General features: G+C 70.7%; 15 protein-coding genes and 1 pseudogene. 13 read left to right on the forward strand and 3 right to left on the reverse strand.

All coding sequences use genetic code 11. From position 1 onward, the window contains the following. Positions 1-134 precede the first annotated feature (134 nt). On the forward strand, positions 135-1,346 hold the full coding sequence (locus FAF44_RS24545; RefSeq protein WP_237105590.1) for an ROK family transcriptional regulator: 1,212 nt from the start codon (positions 135-137) through the stop codon (positions 1,344-1,346). A gap of 45 nt (positions 1,347-1,391) precedes the next feature. On the opposite strand, the pseudogene FAF44_RS24550 reads toward FAF44_RS24545, so the two are convergent. Then, positions 1,392-1,980: pseudogene (locus tag FAF44_RS24550) on the reverse strand (response regulator); the annotation flags it as partial. A 115-nt stretch (positions 1,981-2,095) separates the two neighbouring features. Continuing rightward, entirely contained in the window at positions 2,096-2,590 is a 495-nt protein-coding gene (locus FAF44_RS24555; protein WP_237105591.1) for a sensor histidine kinase, read from the reverse strand. Positions 2,591-2,898: 308 nt separating this feature from the next. Between FAF44_RS24555 and FAF44_RS24560 the strand changes: the two genes are divergently transcribed. From FAF44_RS24560 to FAF44_RS24580, 5 genes are all read left to right on the forward strand, one after another. After that, entirely contained in the window at positions 2,899-4,170 is a 1,272-nt protein-coding gene (locus FAF44_RS24560; protein WP_237105592.1) for an MFS transporter, read from the forward strand. A 466-nt stretch (positions 4,171-4,636) separates the two neighbouring features. Beyond that, a complete protein-coding gene (locus FAF44_RS24565) occupies positions 4,637-4,933 on the forward strand; it encodes a hypothetical protein (RefSeq protein WP_237105593.1) in 297 nt (98 codons plus the stop codon). A 26-nt stretch (positions 4,934-4,959) separates the two neighbouring features. Beyond that, positions 4,960-5,838 (forward strand): sigma-70 family RNA polymerase sigma factor, encoded by an 879-nt coding sequence (locus FAF44_RS24570; RefSeq protein WP_237105594.1) that lies wholly within the window; start codon positions 4,960-4,962, stop codon positions 5,836-5,838. A gap of 174 nt (positions 5,839-6,012) precedes the next feature. Continuing rightward, entirely contained in the window at positions 6,013-6,360 is a 348-nt protein-coding gene (locus FAF44_RS24575) for a DoxX family protein (protein WP_237105595.1), read from the forward strand. A 43-nt stretch (positions 6,361-6,403) separates the two neighbouring features. Continuing rightward, positions 6,404-7,258 carry a DUF1963 domain-containing protein gene (locus tag FAF44_RS24580; RefSeq protein ID WP_237105596.1) on the forward strand — a complete coding sequence of 285 codons (855 nt, stop codon included), beginning with the start codon at positions 6,404-6,406 and terminating at the stop codon, positions 7,256-7,258. An 88-nt stretch (positions 7,259-7,346) separates the two neighbouring features. On the opposite strand, the gene FAF44_RS24585 is transcribed toward FAF44_RS24580, so the two are convergent. Further along, on the reverse strand, positions 7,347-8,987 hold the full coding sequence (locus FAF44_RS24585; protein WP_237105597.1) for a bifunctional UDP-sugar hydrolase/5'-nucleotidase: 1,641 nt from the start codon (positions 8,985-8,987) through the stop codon (positions 7,347-7,349). A 112-nt stretch (positions 8,988-9,099) separates the two neighbouring features. On the opposite strand from FAF44_RS24585, the gene FAF44_RS24590 reads away from it, so the two are divergent. From FAF44_RS24590 to FAF44_RS24620, 7 genes are read left to right on the forward strand one after another with little or no spacing between them, the layout of a single operon-like run. After that, on the forward strand, positions 9,100-9,963 hold the full coding sequence (locus FAF44_RS24590; RefSeq protein WP_237105598.1) for a MurR/RpiR family transcriptional regulator: 864 nt from the start codon (positions 9,100-9,102) through the stop codon (positions 9,961-9,963). A 10-nt stretch (positions 9,964-9,973) separates the two neighbouring features. Continuing rightward, entirely contained in the window at positions 9,974-11,206 is a 1,233-nt protein-coding gene (locus FAF44_RS24595) for an ABC transporter substrate-binding protein (protein ID WP_237105599.1), read from the forward strand. Beyond that, the gene (locus FAF44_RS24600) at positions 11,197-12,081 is read left to right on the forward strand and encodes a carbohydrate ABC transporter permease (protein ID WP_237105600.1); all 885 of its coding nucleotides are present in this window, start codon (positions 11,197-11,199) and stop codon (positions 12,079-12,081) included. The genes FAF44_RS24595 and FAF44_RS24600 overlap by 10 nt, the downstream gene beginning before the upstream one ends. Continuing rightward, entirely contained in the window at positions 12,078-12,881 is an 804-nt protein-coding gene (locus tag FAF44_RS24605; RefSeq protein WP_237105601.1) for a carbohydrate ABC transporter permease, read from the forward strand. Before FAF44_RS24600 ends, FAF44_RS24605 begins: the two co-directional genes overlap by 4 nt. A gap of 11 nt (positions 12,882-12,892) precedes the next feature. After that, a complete protein-coding gene (locus tag FAF44_RS24610; RefSeq protein ID WP_237105602.1) occupies positions 12,893-13,639 on the forward strand; it encodes a sugar isomerase domain-containing protein in 747 nt (248 codons plus the stop codon). After that, positions 13,636-14,661, forward strand: coding sequence for a hypothetical protein (locus FAF44_RS24615; protein WP_237105603.1), 1,026 nt, complete (start codon positions 13,636-13,638; stop codon positions 14,659-14,661). The genes FAF44_RS24610 and FAF44_RS24615 overlap by 4 nt, the downstream gene beginning before the upstream one ends. Further along, positions 14,658-15,578: a BadF/BadG/BcrA/BcrD ATPase family protein gene (locus tag FAF44_RS24620; RefSeq protein ID WP_237105604.1), complete on the forward strand. Its 921-nt coding sequence runs from the start codon at positions 14,658-14,660 to the stop codon at positions 15,576-15,578. Before FAF44_RS24615 ends, FAF44_RS24620 begins: the two co-directional genes overlap by 4 nt. The last annotated feature ends 2 nt before the right edge of the window (positions 15,579-15,580 follow it).

Here is a 15,580-nt window from a genome sequence, read left to right on the forward strand (position 1 = left end):
GAACGGCTGGACCAGAAGTTGACGGGATCCCGTCTGGTCATCGCGATCAGGCGGGATCTTGTCGTTTCAAGGGTTTCCGAACGTGGTTCGTCCGTTGCTGTGATCATGTGAAGACAGGTCCTAGGCTGGCGGGGATGACGGGATCGGCGGCGGGTGTGCGGACGCAGGAGCAGATGCGGCAGCGGAACCTGAGCGAGGTGCTGCGGCGCGTCCACAAGGACGGGGCGGTGTCGCGGGCCGCGCTCAGCCGTCGGATGGGGCTCAACCGCAGCACCATCATGGACCTGACCGCCGAACTCGCCGCGGCCGGGCTCGTCCGCGAGGGTGTTCCCGCCAGCCGGGGCCGCGCGGGGCGGCCGTCCATCGTCGTCATGCCCGAGCAGGGCACGGTGTACGGGCTCGCCTTCGACGTGGCCGTGGATCGGCTGCTCGCGGCCCGTGTCGGGCTCGGCGGTCAGGTCCTCGATCGCCGCGAGGCGGTGCGCGCCCGCGCCGGGGTCGACCTGGGGGACATCGTCGGCGTCCTGGCCGCCTTCGGTCGCGAACTGGTCGCCGGGGCCGAGCCGGGCGCGGTGTGCGTCGGCGTCGGCGCGTCGTATTGCGGGCTGATCAGGCGGGCCGACGGCACGGTCCGGTACGGGCCGCACCTCGGCTGGGTGGACCAGGCATTCGGCGCGGAACTCGGCGCAGCGCTCGGCCTCGGGCTTTCCGTCGAGGTGGGCAACGAGGCGCATCTGGGTGCGATGGCCGAGCACGTGCGCGGCGCGGGATGCGACGTCGACAATCTCATCTACCTGCACGGAGATGTCGGCGTGGGCGGCGGGATCATCGTCGGCGGCAAGCTCCTGGACGGCGACGCGGGCTACGGCTGCGAACTCGGGCACATGCTGGTCAACCCGTTCGACGGGCGGCCCTGCCTGTGCGGGTCGCGCGGCTGCCTGGAAGCCGAGGTGGGGGAGGAGGCGCTGCTCGACTACGCGGGACGGTCCGACGATCTCATCGGACGCGACGGCATCCGGGCCGTCGTCGCCCTCGCCGGGACCGGTGACGCCCGCGCGCGAGACGCCCTGGACCGTGTCGGCGACTGGCTCGGCGTCGGCGTCGTCAACCTCATCAACCTGTTCAACCCGGCGCTCGTGGTCTTCGGCGGGATGCTCCGCGACGTCTATCCGGGCGCCGCGCAACGTGTCCGCGCCCGGATCGACGCGCATGTCCTGCCGGTGTCGCGTGAGCGGGTCCGCCTGGCCGTGACGGCTCTGGGTGACGACACCACGCTCGCCGGGGCCGCCGAACTCGCCTTCGCCGGCCTCCTGGACGACCCCCTCAACACATTGGCCACCTTGTGACGGGGCTGGGCCCGTGCGAGTCCTCAGACCTTCTGTCAGGGGTCGGTGGGCGAGGATGACCAACTGCACGCGGTCGCGAACTCCCAGCTTGGTGATGGCCCGGGTGATGTGGGTCTTCACCGTCAGCGGGCTGATCACCAGCACGGCGGCGATCTCGTCGTTGGACAGACCCGTCGCCACCAGCCTGACCACCTCGCTCTCGCGCGTGGTCAGCGCGTGCAGCGTCGCGGCAGGCCGGGGCGGTGCGCGAAGCGTTCGACGACGCGGCGCGTGACGCTCGGAGACAGCAGGGCTTCGCCCGCCGCCACGACCTCGACCGCCCGGCGCAGTTCGGCCAGGTCGACCTCCTTGGTGAGGAAGCCGCTCGCCCCTGCCCGCAGGGCGTCGAACACGTTCTCGTCGGTGTCGAACGTCGTCAGGATGATCACTTTGGTCGCCGGCAGCTTCCGCAGGATGTGCCGGGTGGCGTCGATGCCGTTCATCCCCGGCATCCTGATGTCCATCAGCACGACGTCCGGCCGCAGCCCGAGGCGGCCTCGCCGACGACGGCGAGGGTCTTCGCACGGGCCAGCAGGGCGCGAAAGCCCGCCCGCAGCAGCGCCTGGTCATCAACCAGCAGCACGCTGATGGTCATGACGTCAACCCGCTCAGGTGAGTCGTCAGAGGCAGGACGGCCTCGACCGCGAAGCCGTGGCCGGCGTTGATGTGCAATGTCCCCCCGAGGGCGGTGATCCTCTCCCGCATTCCGGTCAGGCCGTGTCCCACGGTGAAGTCCGCCGCCGCGCTCCCGTTGTCGGCCACCTGCACGACCAGTTCCCGGTTCGCGGCCTGGAGCCGGATCGCGAGGCGGCCGGCGTCGGAGTGGCGCAGCGTGTTGATGACGCCTCCTGGACGACCCGGTAGGCGGTGAGCGCCTGGGCCGCCGGGATGGCGTCGAGGTCGCCCTCCGGCTCGTAGTGCACCTCCAGCCCGGCGGCCCGAGCCTGCGCGACCAGGTCGGCGACGGACTCCAACCCCTGCTGCGGAGTGTCGCGGAGCTCGCCCACGAATGCTTTGAGGTCTCGTGTGGCCTGGTTGCGTACGGCGATCGCGGTGCGCAGAGCGGCCCGGGCCTCCTCGGGCGAGTCGTCCAGGGCCACGACGGCGACGTTGAGGTGCACGCCGACGACGGCCAGGGTGTGGGCGACCACGTCATGAACCTCTCGGGAGATGCGCAGGCGCTGCTCGGCCAGTGCCGGCCACATCGTCCTCCACGCGCCACCTGAGCCTGCGCCATCGGAGTATCCGACTACACCAATCGATGTACGGCGCGTTCTTTCGGGAGCTTCGCTTGACCCCAAAGGCTGCATTCGGCTGGACGGGAGCTGATCTTGTTGTTTCAGGGGCTGGTTTGTGGCCCGTGGGGGCGGAGGTCGTGGAAGGCTCGGGTGGTGCCGGGCTGGTGGTGGAGGTTCGCGTCGCCGGGTAGGGCGGCTCCGGGGCGGGTATTGCGACAAGGTGGTCTGGAGCGCGGTTCAGGTCCGTTCGCCGTCATGAACCGTGGTGGTGGCTGGTGAGGCCGATCCGCGAGATGATCGTGCCCCTGGGTGTCCGGGACTTCCGCCGCTACTACTTCGGATACGCCGCCTCGACGTTCGGGGACGCGCTGACCCCCTTGGCGATCGCGTTCGCCGTCCTGCATCTCACCGGATCACCGGCCGACCTCGGCATCGTCATCCTGAGCACCCGGATACCCGTCATCGCGCTGAGCCTCCTCGGCGGCGCCCTCGGCGACCGCTTCTCCCGGCGCGACGTCATGATGGTCGCCGACCTGATGCGCTTCCTCGCCCAGGGGGTCACCGCGGCGCTGCTCCTCAGCGGGACGGTCGGCCTCTGGATGATCGTGGTCCTGCAGCTCGTCGCGGGCATGGGATCCGCCCTCTTCAACCCCGCCTCCGTCGGGCTTGTGGTTTCGCTCGCGGGCAAGGAGCGGGTGCAGGAAGCCAACTCGCTGCTGTCGATGTCGCGCAGCATCACCTCGATCCTGGCGCTCAGCGTCGCCGGAGCGCTGGTGGCGACCGTAGGCTCCGGGTGGGCGATTCTGATCGACGCGGCTACGTTCCTGGTCAGCGCGGCCTTCCTCTCCCGTCTTCCGCGCGCTGTCGCCGGGCAGCGCGTGGCGGCGAGCACAGGGCTGCTGGCCGGCATCAAGGGAGGTCTCGCGGAAGTCACCCGGCGATCATGGCTGCTGATGTCGGTCGTCCACGTGGCGCTGACCAACCTGATCGTGATCGCGCCGTTCCTGGTACTCGGCCCGTATGTGGCGGACGAGCATCTCGGCGGTGCACCGGCCTGGTCCGCGATCGGCATCGCGTACGCCGTCGGGGGGCTCGCCGGTGGGTTCGTCGCCGCTCGCTGGAAGCCGGCCCGTCCCGTGGGGGCGACTTTGGCGGTGTTCCTGCTGATGACGCCGCTGCCGGCGCTCCTGGCAGTGCCCGCCACCCTCTGGCTGCTGATGCCGGCCGCTTTCCTGGCCGGGCTGGAGCTGGTGATCTACAACGTCCTGCAGACCTCCACCCTCCAGCGGCACATTCCCGAGCACCTCATCGCCAGGGCCGGCTCCGTCGTCACGCTGGGCTCGCTCGTGGCGGCACCTCTGGGCATGGGTGTCGCCGGGGCCGTGGCGCAGGTGTTCGGCAGCGGCGCCGTCCTCGCGGTCAGCGCGGTTTTGGCCGTCCTCATCACCGTGACCATCCTGCTCGTTCCATCGGTGTGGCAGCTCAAAGACGGTCTCAGGCTGGACGGACGAACGGAGCTGACCGAACCCGCCCAGGCCGAGACGTAGCTTCTTGAAAACGGCTGGACTGTGGCCGGTGCCCCCGCCGCGCTGCCTCAAGAGGCCCGGACGGGAGACCGCCTTCGTCTGATCCGAACAATGATCAGAGTGGCTACCACGCCGAGTCCGAACCCAGCCGCTATTCCCGTGAGGACGGGCAGCCATGCCATGACCTGCTCGGTGAAGGTGGGCTCCTGCAGCGATTCGGCGTACGGCTTGAGATCAAAGAACTCGTTGGGGACGGGCGCTTTGAACAAGTCGCCGTCCTGTAACGCGCCAGGCGTCGGAGTCACCATGTCCAGGACAGCGATGATCACATCTGAGTACCGGAGAATCTGCCGTAGTCGTTACGGGGTATCTGCTCAACCTCGGTGATGCGGAAGCCGGATGAATGTTCGGCCTCGGCCAAGGGCCGAGCTGACGTGCGCCGGATCTCCACATTGACTACGCATCAGGCGCATATCAGCCTGCTTTGATGGGCGCCGTGATCAGTCGAAGCGGGCGTTCGACGGATGCCAGTGACATTCGCTGGGCCTTCGGTTGTGGGTTTCCGGTGATCGTCGCTCTGGCGTTCGCGACCGTCGGAACGTTCATCGAGCTGCGCCTGGTGGCTCGCGCGCACGTCTACTGTGCCGGTCATCTGAGCATGGGGGAGAACTTCGCCGGGTCCATCTGGGCGATGAGCCGCATCGCTCTCTTCGTCGGCCTGATTTATCCCGAAATTCGGTCAGTGGGTAGTTTGATGCGGTGCGGTATCGACCGGCTGCTTTGACAGCGCCCTACGAAGGAACGTGACGCGTGGACGAACATGATCGGCTCGCCGAGCGATTCACCGAGCATCGGTCGCATCTGCGGGCCGTGGCCTATCGGATGCTCGGCTCGCTGAGCGAGGCCGACGACGCGCTGCAGGAAGCCTGGCTGCGGGCCAGCCGGGCCGAGGTCGGCCAGGTGCGGAACCTGGCCGGCTGGCTGACCACGGTGGTGGCGCGGGTGTGCCTGAACATGTTGCGATCGCGCGAGCAGCGCGGCGAGGAACCCCTGGACGCCCAGGCTGATCCGCTGCTGGGCCCCGCCTCCGGTGGGGATCCCGAGCAGGAGGCGGTGATGGCCGACTCGGTGGGGGTGGCGTTGCTGGTGGTGCTCGACACCCTGACGCCGGCCGAGCGGCTGGCTTTCGTGCTGCACGACCTGTTCGCCATGCCGTTCGAGGAGATCGCCCCGATGCTGGAGCGGTCGCCGGCGGCCACCCGGCAACTGGCCAGCCGCGCCCGCCGCCGGGTCAGGCGGCCCGCGCCCGTGCCCGCCGTCGATCTGGCCCGCCGGCGGGAGGTCGTCGCGGCCTTCCTGGCCGCCACCCGTGGGCAGGACTTCCAGGCGCTGATCACCCTGCTCCATCCCGATGTCGTGCTGCGGGCCGACAAGGCCGTCATTCCCACCCCCGAGGCCGTCGCCATCCACGGCGCCGAATCCGTCGCCAAGAGCGCGATGGCCGCCATGGAGCGGGCCCAGTTCACCGGCCTGGCCCTCATCGACGGCGCCCTCGGCCTGGTGATGGCCCCTCGCGGACGTCTGCGCGTGGTGCTCGTCTTCACCGTCACCGACGGCCTCATCGCCGGCATCGAGGTCGTGGCCGAACCTGACCACCTCCAGCGGTTGGACCTGGCCGTCCTCGACTGACATCTCTCCGTGGCAGGGCCGGGAGGCGGATCGCCTGGATCCGTCTCCCGGCCGGTCGCCCGCTCCGCGCCGGATGTGACGCACGCCACAGCGCGCTCACAGTCACATCGACGCATCGCGCCGTGTCAAGGCAGTGACGGACTCCCCGATCAGCCAGCGCAAGGAGCATCTCTCATGTCTGTTTCTCACGTGGTCGTCACCGTTCTCACCGCCGCCTGGGTCGGCTTCTCCGCCTACTCCCTGGCGCGCAGGGCCGACTTCGTCGCCAAGCCGCTGGTCGAGTACGGGGTGCCGCAGGCGTGGTGGCCCTGGCTGGCCGCCGCCAAGGCCGCCGGAGCGGTCGGCCTGCTGGCCGGCCTGGCGGTGCCCGCGATCGGCGTCGCCGCCGGAGCCGGCCTGATCCTGTACTTCGCGGGGGCGGTCGTCACCGTGTTGCGGGCTCGCTCGTACAAGACGGTCGTCTTCCCGCTGCTGTACCTCGCGCCGGTCGTCGCCGCCCTCGCGCTGGGCGTCAGCGCCTGACCGTCGCGCGGGGCAGCCAGGCGCAGGCCGATAGGGTGAACTTATGGATCTTGACGCCGCGGTGCGCGAGCTCGGCGACCTGTGCGTGTCGCACCTGGGCGAGCACATCGGCCGGCAGCTCGCGGCGCTGGCCAGGCCCACGGCCGCGCTCGTTCCCGTGGCGGATGGGGTGCGGACCGGGCGATCCCGGCTCGGCGGTGCGGCGCTGCTCGATCCCGGTACCGCGTGGCCCGAGTACGAGGGCTATCCGCTCAGCCTGCTGGCCGTGATCGACATGGCGCACCTCGGCTCCTGGGTCGATGCGCGTCTTCCGGATCGTCCCGGCCTGCTCAACTTCTTCTTCCTGGAGATCGACGATCCGGACGACCAGAGCAGGGAGCCGTACCGGGCGGCGCTTCCCGGCTTGCGTAACCCGCTGACCTGCCGGGTCGTTCCCGCGGACGCCGGGCGCGCCGAAGAGGTGCAGGCGCCGCCGCTCGCCGCGAGTTTCTCCTCCAGGCCCCTGAACCTCGTGACGGGCCTCACCCTGCCGGACTTCGCCGACGATCCGGTGCTTCAGGATCTGGACCTGGGCGTCCACGCCGAGGCAGGTGTCTACGGTGCGTGGCCGGGATTGTTCGTCGACGAGAAATTCGGTGCGGCCTGGGACGACTACCTGGCCGGGCAGCCGCTGTTCGACGAACACGCCAACCGCGTCTTCGGCTGGCCCAGGCTGGGGGCGGGCTCATGCCTGCTGACCAGTCTGGAAGCCGGCAAGGAGTACGTCCACCTTCTCGAACTGGCCAGTGACCGGGAATTCCAGTGGGGCGATGGCGGGTCGTTGCACTTCGTGAGTCCGGCGGGCGCGCTGCGGGACGGCGATTTCTCTCGTGTGGTGGCCGACGCCTCCAGTTGGTGAGGCCGCGGGACGAAGGTTCACAGGCGCTTGGTCCGGTAGCCCCTCATGGCCTGCCCCTGGGGTCGGGGGCAGGCCGCTGGGGGACGGGTCAGTTCACGCGGGTGACCCGGCCCAGGTCCGGGGCCTGGAGCGGGCTCTTGGCCCGGATGTAGGTCTCGAAGGCGTCGATGTCGCGTACCTTCTCCACCCGGTCGGTGCCCTCGGTCAGCACGGAGAAGCCGTCGCCTCCGGTGGCGATGAAGGAGTTGGCGGTCAGGCGGTAGGCGGCGGACGGATCGACGACGGTCCCGTTGAGCTTGACGGTGGCCGGGTCGATCTTGTCGCAGGCGGGCCTGGCGTTGTCGTAGGTGTAGGTCAGTCCCTGCGAGACGCCGAGCACGCGGGCGGTGCTCTGGCCGCACCACTGCTGCTCCAGCAGCCGTTCCAGTTGGGCGCCGGTGAGCGTCATGGTGACGAGCATGTTGCTGAAGGGCTGCACGCGCAGTGCCTTGCCGTGCGTCACCAGGTTCGCCATCTCGTTGCCGGTGGGGTTGACGATCAGGTCGCCGCCGATGCCGCCGCCGTAGGGCGGCTGGATGCCGATCTGGGCGCCGCCGGTGTCCGGGGCGGAGGTGGCGAAGAGCCGGGCGTCGGCCAGGGCGTGGCCGATGGTGGACTCGCCGGCGGCGTTGCGCTGCGCGGTGAGGTCGCGGCCGAGTATGCCGACCGGCCGGTCCAGGAGTTTCTGCGCCTGCTCGTCGGTCCTGCGGCGCAGGGCGGCGATCTGGCCGTCGGGCTTGATGTCGTGGGTGACGGTGATGTTCTCGGCCTTGGAGCCGGTCGGGTTGCCGGTCGTCCGGTCGACGGTGAGGGCGATCCTGGTCAGTTCGCGCGTGTGGGCCGAGGTCTGGGTGACGGGGATGCCGTTGATCACGCAGTTGTACGGGTTGTGGGTGTGCCCGGAGATCACGGCGTCGACCTCGGGGTCGAACTTCTGCACGATGTCCTTGATCGGCCCGGCCAGGTTGTCGCACCGGTTGGGCAGGCCGCCGCCGCTCTGGCCGCCGCCCTGGTGGATCAGGACCACGATGGTCCGTACGCCCTTGGCCTTGAGTTCGGCCGTGTAGGTGTTGACGGCCTCGGCCTCGTCGCGTCCCTCCAGCGGCGCGGTCGGTCCGGGCGCCTCCTTCAGCGTGTTCTTGTAGCTGACGCCGATGATGCCGACCTTGACGCCCTTGACCTCCTTGACGATGTAGGGGGTCATCGCGGGCTTGCCGGTGGTGGTGTCGATGATGTTGGCGCCCAGGTACGGGAAGTCGGCGCCCCTGAAGTTCGGCAGCGCGCAGCCGTCGATCGGGTGGCAGCCGCCGTTCTCCATCCGGCGGAACTCGGCCAGGCCCTCGTCGAACTCGTGGTTGCCGACGCTGGAGGCGTCCAGGCGCATGAGGTTGAGCGCCTCGATGGCCGGCTCGTCGTGCAGCGCGGTGGCGTTCATGGTGCTGGAGGAGACGTTGTCGCCGGCGGAGAGGCGCAGCGTGCCACGGGGGTTGTCGCGCTGGAGGCGGTCCAGGTGGGCGGCCAGGTACTCGGCGCCGCCTGCCGGGACCGTCCCGGACGGGGTCGCGGCGAAGCTGGTCGGGAAGCCGGAGTGGAAGTCGTTGAAGGCCAGTAACTGGATGTCCACCGTGTCGGCACGGGCGGGCAGCAGGCTGGTGCTCCCGAGCACCAGCGCCAGGAGGAGGTTGCGCATGGCCTTGAAAGTGACATGTTCCCATCAACTCCCGCAAGGGGGAAATTTTCTAACATTGGATGTCAAATGTGAACTATTGACATAAGGACCGGAAAGCGGGAGGGTTCCTCCCATGTCACCGATCCTTGCTCGAATCCGGGGGGTCGAGCCCACCCTCACCGCGACCCACCGGCGGATCGCCGAGACGATCCTCGCCGAGCCCGCCGCCGTGGCCGCCTCGACCATCGGCGAACTGGCGGAGCGGTGCGGCACCTCGCTCACCACCGTCACCCGCTTCTGCCGCGAACTGGGCCTGGCCGGCTACCCCGAGCTCAGGCTGGCGCTGGCGGCCGAACTCGGCCGCAACGACGCCACCCCGCGCGAGCAGAGCCTGATCGCCTTCTCCCCGGAGGACCCCGCGAGCCTGGTGCTGCGCAGCCTGCTGGCCAGCGACATGCGGGCGATGGAGGAGACGGCGGCCCAGCTCGACATCGAGGCGGTGGACCAGGCGGTCTCCGCCCTGGTGAACGCCCGGTTCATCGACTTCTTCGCGGTCGCCGGCAGCGCCGGCGTGGCCATGGACCTGCACCTGCGCCTGCACGCCGTCGGCCGGCCCTGCGGGCTGTGGACCGACGTGCACAACGCGCTCTGCAGCGCCAACGCCCGCGGCGGCGAGGACGTGGCGGTCGGCATCTCCCACTCGGGCACCACCGCCGAGGTGGTCGAGCCGCTGACCATCGCCAGGGAACGCGGGGCCACCACGATCGCGGTCACCAACTTCCCCCGCAGCCCGCTGGCCGAGGCCGCCGACATCGTCCTGACCACCGCCGCGCAGGACACCCCCTTCCGCGCCGGCGGGGTGGCCGCCCGCCACGCCCAGATGCTCGTCCTGGACTGCCTCTACATCGGCGTCGTCCAGCGCACCCACGAGACCAGCGACAAGCTGCTGACCGCCGCCACCGAAGCGGTCGCCAAGCACCGCCTCCCCGCACGCTAGGAGCCCCCTCATGCGCCTCGCCGCCGTCGTCGCGCTGGCGATAGCCGTCACCGCCTGTGCCCCTTCGGCCACCACCCGTGCCGCCCAGGACAAGGTCACCCTCTCGGTCTGGGGGTGGGGTCCCGAGGCCAACTACGACAAGATGTTCGCCGAGTACGAGAAGCTCAACCCCGGCATCGACGTCGACGCCCGCTCCTTCACCACCTCCACCGAGTACGACACGATCCTGTCCACCGGCCTGGCCGGCGACAGCGGGCCCGACCTGGCCTGGCTGCGCGCCGGACCCCAGCTCCAGCCCCTCGTCGAGGCCGGACGGCTGCTCCCGCTCGACGCCGAGGACGTGCCCGGCCTGGCGGACTTCGACGCCGGCGTCCTGCGCGCCGCCACGGGCGACAAGGACGGCAAGGTGTACGGCGTGCCGTTCGCCGTGCAGACCCTGCAGGTCGTCTACAACAAGAAGATCTTCGCGGCGCACGGCCTCACCCCGCCGAAGACCTACGACGAGATGATCGCCGCCGCCGGGAAGCTCAAGGCCGGGGGCGTCGTCCCGTTCGCCTTCGGCGGCAAGGACGACTGGATGTTGCCGATCGTGGCGAGCATCTTCGGCACCGCCCAGTGGGGCGGCGACGAGTTCATCGCCGCCGTCAAGGCCAAGGAGAAGAAGTTCGCCGACCCGCGCTTCGTCGCGGGCATCGACCAGCTCAACAAGCTCAAGCCGTACTTCCCGGAGAACGTCGCCGGGGTCTCCTACACCGACGCGCAGATCCTGTTCTCCTCCGGCAAGGCGGCCATGTTCCCCGGCGGCCTGTGGGAGCTGAACTTCTTCACCGAGAACGCCAAGGACATCGAGCTGGGTGTCTTCACCCCGCCCGCGCCGGAGGGCCAGGGCCTCATGCCCGGCTTCACCGACGGCTCCTACGGCGTCAACGTCAAGACGCGGCACAAGGCCGAGGCGCTGAAGTTCGCCGCCTGGCTGGCCTCCAAGGACTACGGCCGGCTCTACACCGACACCGTGCGCACCTTCTCCGCCGTGCCCGGCGTCACGCCCAAGGACCCCCTGCTCGGCGAGGTGGCCACCACCTTCGACCAGCACGGCGCCGCGTACTTCATGAACGAGTTCGCCTACGGCAACCCCTCCTCGGCCGCCGTGTTCTCCAAGGCGCTGCAGGAGATGCTGCTCGGCCGCATCACCGCCGGGGAAGCGGCGCAACGGCTCGACCAGAGCGTGTCCACATGGCTCTAGGCGCGCGGCGGGGATCGTCGTACCTGTTCCTGATCCCCGCCCTCCTTCTCTACTCGGCCTTCGTCGTCTACCCGCTGTTCACCGGCCTGACCTACAGCTTCTTCTCCTGGAAGGGCACGCTGCGCGACGGCTTCGCCGGGGTGGACAACTACGCCGGCCTGCTGTCGGGCACGTTCCTCGACCAGTTGCTGCCGGCGCTGGGGCACAACTTCCTGCTCTTCGCGGGCACCATGCTGGTGCAGAACACGCTCGGCCTGGCCTTCGCGGTCGCGCTGTCCCGCGTACGGCGCGGCAAGCGGGCCCTGCAGACCATGTTCGCCCTGCCGTACCTGGTCAACCCCCTGGTCATCGGCTACCTGTGGACGCTGCTGCTCAGCCCCACCTTCGGCCCGGTCAACTCGCTGCTCAAGCCGCTGGGCCTGGCGATGCCGTGGCTGGGCGACCCGCAGACCGCGCTGCCGACCGTCATCGTGATCACCACCTGGCAGTGGGTGGGCTTCCCGATGCTGCTGTTCAGCGCCGCCCTCAGCGGCATCCCCCCGGAGTACGGCGAGGCGGCCAGGACCGACGGCGCCGGCTCCTGGCAGGTGTTCTGGCGCATCACGCTGCCGCTGCTCAAGCCGGCCATGGCGACCGTCACCATCCTCAGCTTCATCGGCAGCATGGGCACCTTCGCCCTGGTCTACGCGCTCGGCGGCTCCAACGGCGCCCCCGCGGGGGCGACGGACGTGCTCGGCCTGCTGTTCTACCGGACCGCCTTCGCCTCGGGCGACGTCAACGCGCTGGGCACCTCCTCGGCGCTGGCGGTCTTCATGTTCACCTTCATCTTCGGCTCGACGCTGCTGCTCGAACGGGTCCTGAGGAGGAAGGCGTGAGGGCGCTCGCCGTCAAGATCCTGCTCTGGGGCTACGCGGCCTTCTCCATGGCGCCGCTGCTCGTCATGGTGCTCAGCTCGCTCCGGCCCACCAGCGAGATCTTCGACCAGCCGCTCGGCCGGCCCACCGGGTTCGGCAACTACGTCAAGGCGTGGACGGACGCCTCCTTCTCCACCTACGTGGTCAACTCGGCGGTCGTGGTGGTCTGCGCGGTGCTGCTGGGGGCCGGGGTCTCGCTGCTGGCGGCCTACCCGCTGGGGCGCAGGGAGTTCCGGGGCCGGAGCATGTTCGCCGCCTACTTCATCTCCGGCATGACGCTGCCCGCCCACCTGGGCGTGCTGCCGCTGTTCTACCTGCTGGAGAGCATGGGGCTGGTGGACTCGCTGACCGGGCTCGTGCTGATTTACGCGGCCGGGTCGGTGCCGTTCAACGTCTTCGTGCTGACCGCCTTCTTCCGCCAGTTGCCGCACGAACTGGACGAGGCCGCCGCCCTGGACGGGGCCGGGCCGTTCGCGACCTTCTGGCACGTGATGCTGCCGCTGGTCCGGCCCGCGCTCGCGACGGTGGTGGTCTTCCAGTTCGTGCCGATCTGGAATGACTTCTTCTACCCGCTGGTCCTGATGCGGGACGAGAGCAAGCTGACCCTGCCGGTCGGCCTCACCCACTTCTTCGGCCAGTTCCAGAACGACTGGGGGACGCTCTTCGCCGGCCTGGTGATGACGACGATCCCGCTGGTCGTGCTCTTCGTGCTGGCCACCCGCCAGATCGTCGCCGGCCTGACCGCCGGCATGAACCGTTGAGGAAACCGTCTATGGATCTTGTGATGGCCTTCGCCGACGAGGCACGTTCCCGCCTGGACCGGCTGGTGACCGGCCAGTTGCCCGCCATCAGGCAGGCGGGGGCGCTGATCGCCGCGGCCGTGCGCGCCGGCGGCGTGGTGCACGCGTACGGGACGGGGCACTCGGAGGCGGTGGCGCTGGAGGTGGCGGGCCGGGCGGGCGGGCTGATCCCGACCAACCGGCTCACCCTGCGCGACCCGGTGGTGCTGGGCTCGGCCGACCCGGGCGCGTTCGACCCGCTGGCCGAGCGCGACCCGCACACCGCGCACCAGGTGCTGGCCCTGCACACGATCGAGCGGTCGGACGTCTTCGTCATCGCCTCCAACTCGGGCGGGAACGGCTCGACCGTGGAGATGGCCCGGCTGGTCAGGGAGCGCGGCCTGCCGCTGATCGCGATCACCTCGCTGGCCCACTCCGGCGCGATCACCTCGCGCCATCCGTCGGGGCAGCGGCTGTTCGAGCTGGCGGACATCGTGATCGACAACCTTGCCCCGTACGGGGACGCCGTTCTGCCGACCAAGCACGGCCCGGTGTGCGGCATCTCCTCGATCACCTCGGCGCTGATCGTGCAGATGATGATCGCCGAGGCGATCGGCTTGATCGTGGCGGACGGCACGGTCCCGCCGGTCTACCTGTCGGCCAACATCCCCGACGCCGACGCGCACAACGATGCCCTCGTGGCCGGCTACGCCGGGCGGATCAGGACCGGCGCGCTGTGAACCTGACGATCGCCGCCTTCTGGCCGCCGCCTCCCCACGAGACCACGCCCGCCCGCTACCGGGAGATCGCCGACGCCGGCATCGACCTGGTCATCACCGGCAACTACCTCAACGACCGCGTCATCCTGCGGCACGCGCTGGCCTGCGCCGAAGAGGCGGGGCTCGGCGTGCTGGTCGCCTCCGACCCCCGCGTGGACGTGCTCATGCGCGACCTGGAGACGGACCCCGCACCGCTGCTCGGCCGGGTGGTGGACGACTACCGCTCGTTCCGCTCCTTCCGCGGCGTCAGCCTGATGGACGAGCCGGCCGCCGAGCAGTTCCGGAGAGTGGGGGACGGGGTCGCCGCCGTGCGCGCGGCCGGCGCGTTCGCCTACGCCAACCTCCTCCCGAGCCACGCCACCGGCCCCTACGACGCGTACGTGGGGGAGTTCGTGAGGCTGGTCCGCCCCGACGTGCTCTCCTTCGACCGCTACCCGTTCCTGGCCGGCGGCTTCGACGAGGGCTACCTCGCCGATCTGGCGACCGTCCGCGAGCACGCCCGCCGGGCCGGCCTGCCAGCCTGGATGTACGTGCAGACGCTGGCCTACGACGGGCATCGCGAGCCGTCGGCCGCCGAACTGGCCTGGCAGGTCAACACCGCGCTGGCCTACGGCTACACCGGCATCCAGTACTTCACCTACTGGACGCCCGACCCGGCGCGCGGCGAGGGCTTCCGGCCGGCGCTCATCGACGGGGACGGCGTGCCGACCGAGCGCTACGGCGTCGTGCGCGACCTCAACACCCGCTGGCTGCGCCCGGTGGCGGCGGAGCTGACCGGCTGGAACTCGGTGGAGCACGCCGGCGACGTTCTGGTGGGCCACTACGGCGAGCGCCTGCGGTTCGTCTGCAACGCCCGCTTCGACGCGCCGGCCGAGGTCACGCTCGACGGGATCACCGAGGCGTTCGACCCGGAGACCGGCTCCTACGCGCCCTGCGGCACGGCCGTCACCCTCGCGCCCGGCGCGGCGCGACTGGTCCGGTGATCCTCTTCGCCGGTGTCGACGCCGGCGGCACCACCACCCGGGCCGCCCTCCACACGGCGGACGGCACCCGGCTCGGCTACGGCACCGCCGGCCCCGGCAACCCGGCCGCGCACGGCGTCGCGGCGGCCGGGGCGGCGATCGAGCAGGCCCTGCGCCGGGCTCTCGGAGGCCGGGACCCGTCGCGGGTGGCCGCCTCGGTGGCGGGGGTGGCGGGCGCGGACGACGGCTTCGCCGCGGTGCTGGCGCGCGTCTGGGCCGCGTGCGGCCTGGCGTCGCCGCCCCGCCTGGTGAGTGACGTGGACGTCGCCTACGCCTCCGGCACCCCGTCGCCCTCCGGCACGCTGCTGCTGGCCGGGACGGGAGCCGCCGCCGCCCGCTTCTCCGGCCGCGTGGTGGCGGGCGTCGCGGACGGCCTCGGGTGGCTGCTCGGCGACGAGGGCGGGGGGTTCTGGATCGGCCGGGAGGGGGTGCGCGCGGCCGTCCGCGCGCTCGATCGCGGCCTGCCGGGCGGGCCGCTGATAGAGCTGGTCAGCGCGCACTTCGGCGCGACGGGCGAGCCGCGACGGCGCGCCGACCGCATCGTCCGGCTGGCGCAGGCCGACCGGATGCTGGTGGCGGCGGCGTCCCCGCTCGTGTCCGAGGCCGCGATGGCCGGGGACGCGCGCGCGGGCGGGATCGTCGGCCAGGCCGCGCGGCGGCTGGTGGCGACGGTGGACCGGTTGCCCGGCGATGGGCCGACCGTGCTGGCCGGCGGCGTGCTGACCGCCGACGGCCCGGTACGCGCAGCGGTCATGAGGCTGCTGGCCGGGCGGGACGTGGTCACCGCGCGGGACGGCGCGGCCGGAGCGAGCTGGCTGGCCGCCCTCGACCGCCGCGGCGTCCTGGGCGCACACCCGCGTTTCACGGCCGGACGCTGAGC

It is taken from the genome of Nonomuraea sp. MG754425 (genome assembly GCF_021699195.1).
Lineage (GTDB): Bacteria > Actinomycetota > Actinomycetes > Streptosporangiales > Streptosporangiaceae > Nonomuraea.

Coding starts and splice junctions, on each gene's coding strand:
- FAF44_RS24545 (WP_237105590.1), top strand. CDS start 135: ATGACGGGATCGGCGGCGGGTGTGCGGACGCAGGAGCAGATGCGGCAG.
- FAF44_RS24555 (WP_237105591.1), bottom strand. CDS start 2,590: ATGTGGCCGGCACTGGCCGAGCAGCGCCTGCGCATCTCCCGAGAGGTT.
- FAF44_RS24565 (WP_237105593.1), top strand. CDS start 4,637: ATGGGCGCCGTGATCAGTCGAAGCGGGCGTTCGACGGATGCCAGTGAC.
- FAF44_RS24575 (WP_237105595.1), top strand. CDS start 6,013: ATGTCTGTTTCTCACGTGGTCGTCACCGTTCTCACCGCCGCCTGGGTC.
- FAF44_RS24580 (WP_237105596.1), top strand. CDS start 6,404: ATGGATCTTGACGCCGCGGTGCGCGAGCTCGGCGACCTGTGCGTGTCG.
- FAF44_RS24585 (WP_237105597.1), bottom strand. CDS start 8,987: ATGCGCAACCTCCTCCTGGCGCTGGTGCTCGGGAGCACCAGCCTGCTG.
- FAF44_RS24590 (WP_237105598.1), top strand. CDS start 9,100: ATGTCACCGATCCTTGCTCGAATCCGGGGGGTCGAGCCCACCCTCACC.
- FAF44_RS24595 (WP_237105599.1), top strand. CDS start 9,974: ATGCGCCTCGCCGCCGTCGTCGCGCTGGCGATAGCCGTCACCGCCTGT.
- FAF44_RS24600 (WP_237105600.1), top strand. CDS start 11,197: ATGGCTCTAGGCGCGCGGCGGGGATCGTCGTACCTGTTCCTGATCCCC.
- FAF44_RS24610 (WP_237105602.1), top strand. CDS start 12,893: ATGGATCTTGTGATGGCCTTCGCCGACGAGGCACGTTCCCGCCTGGAC.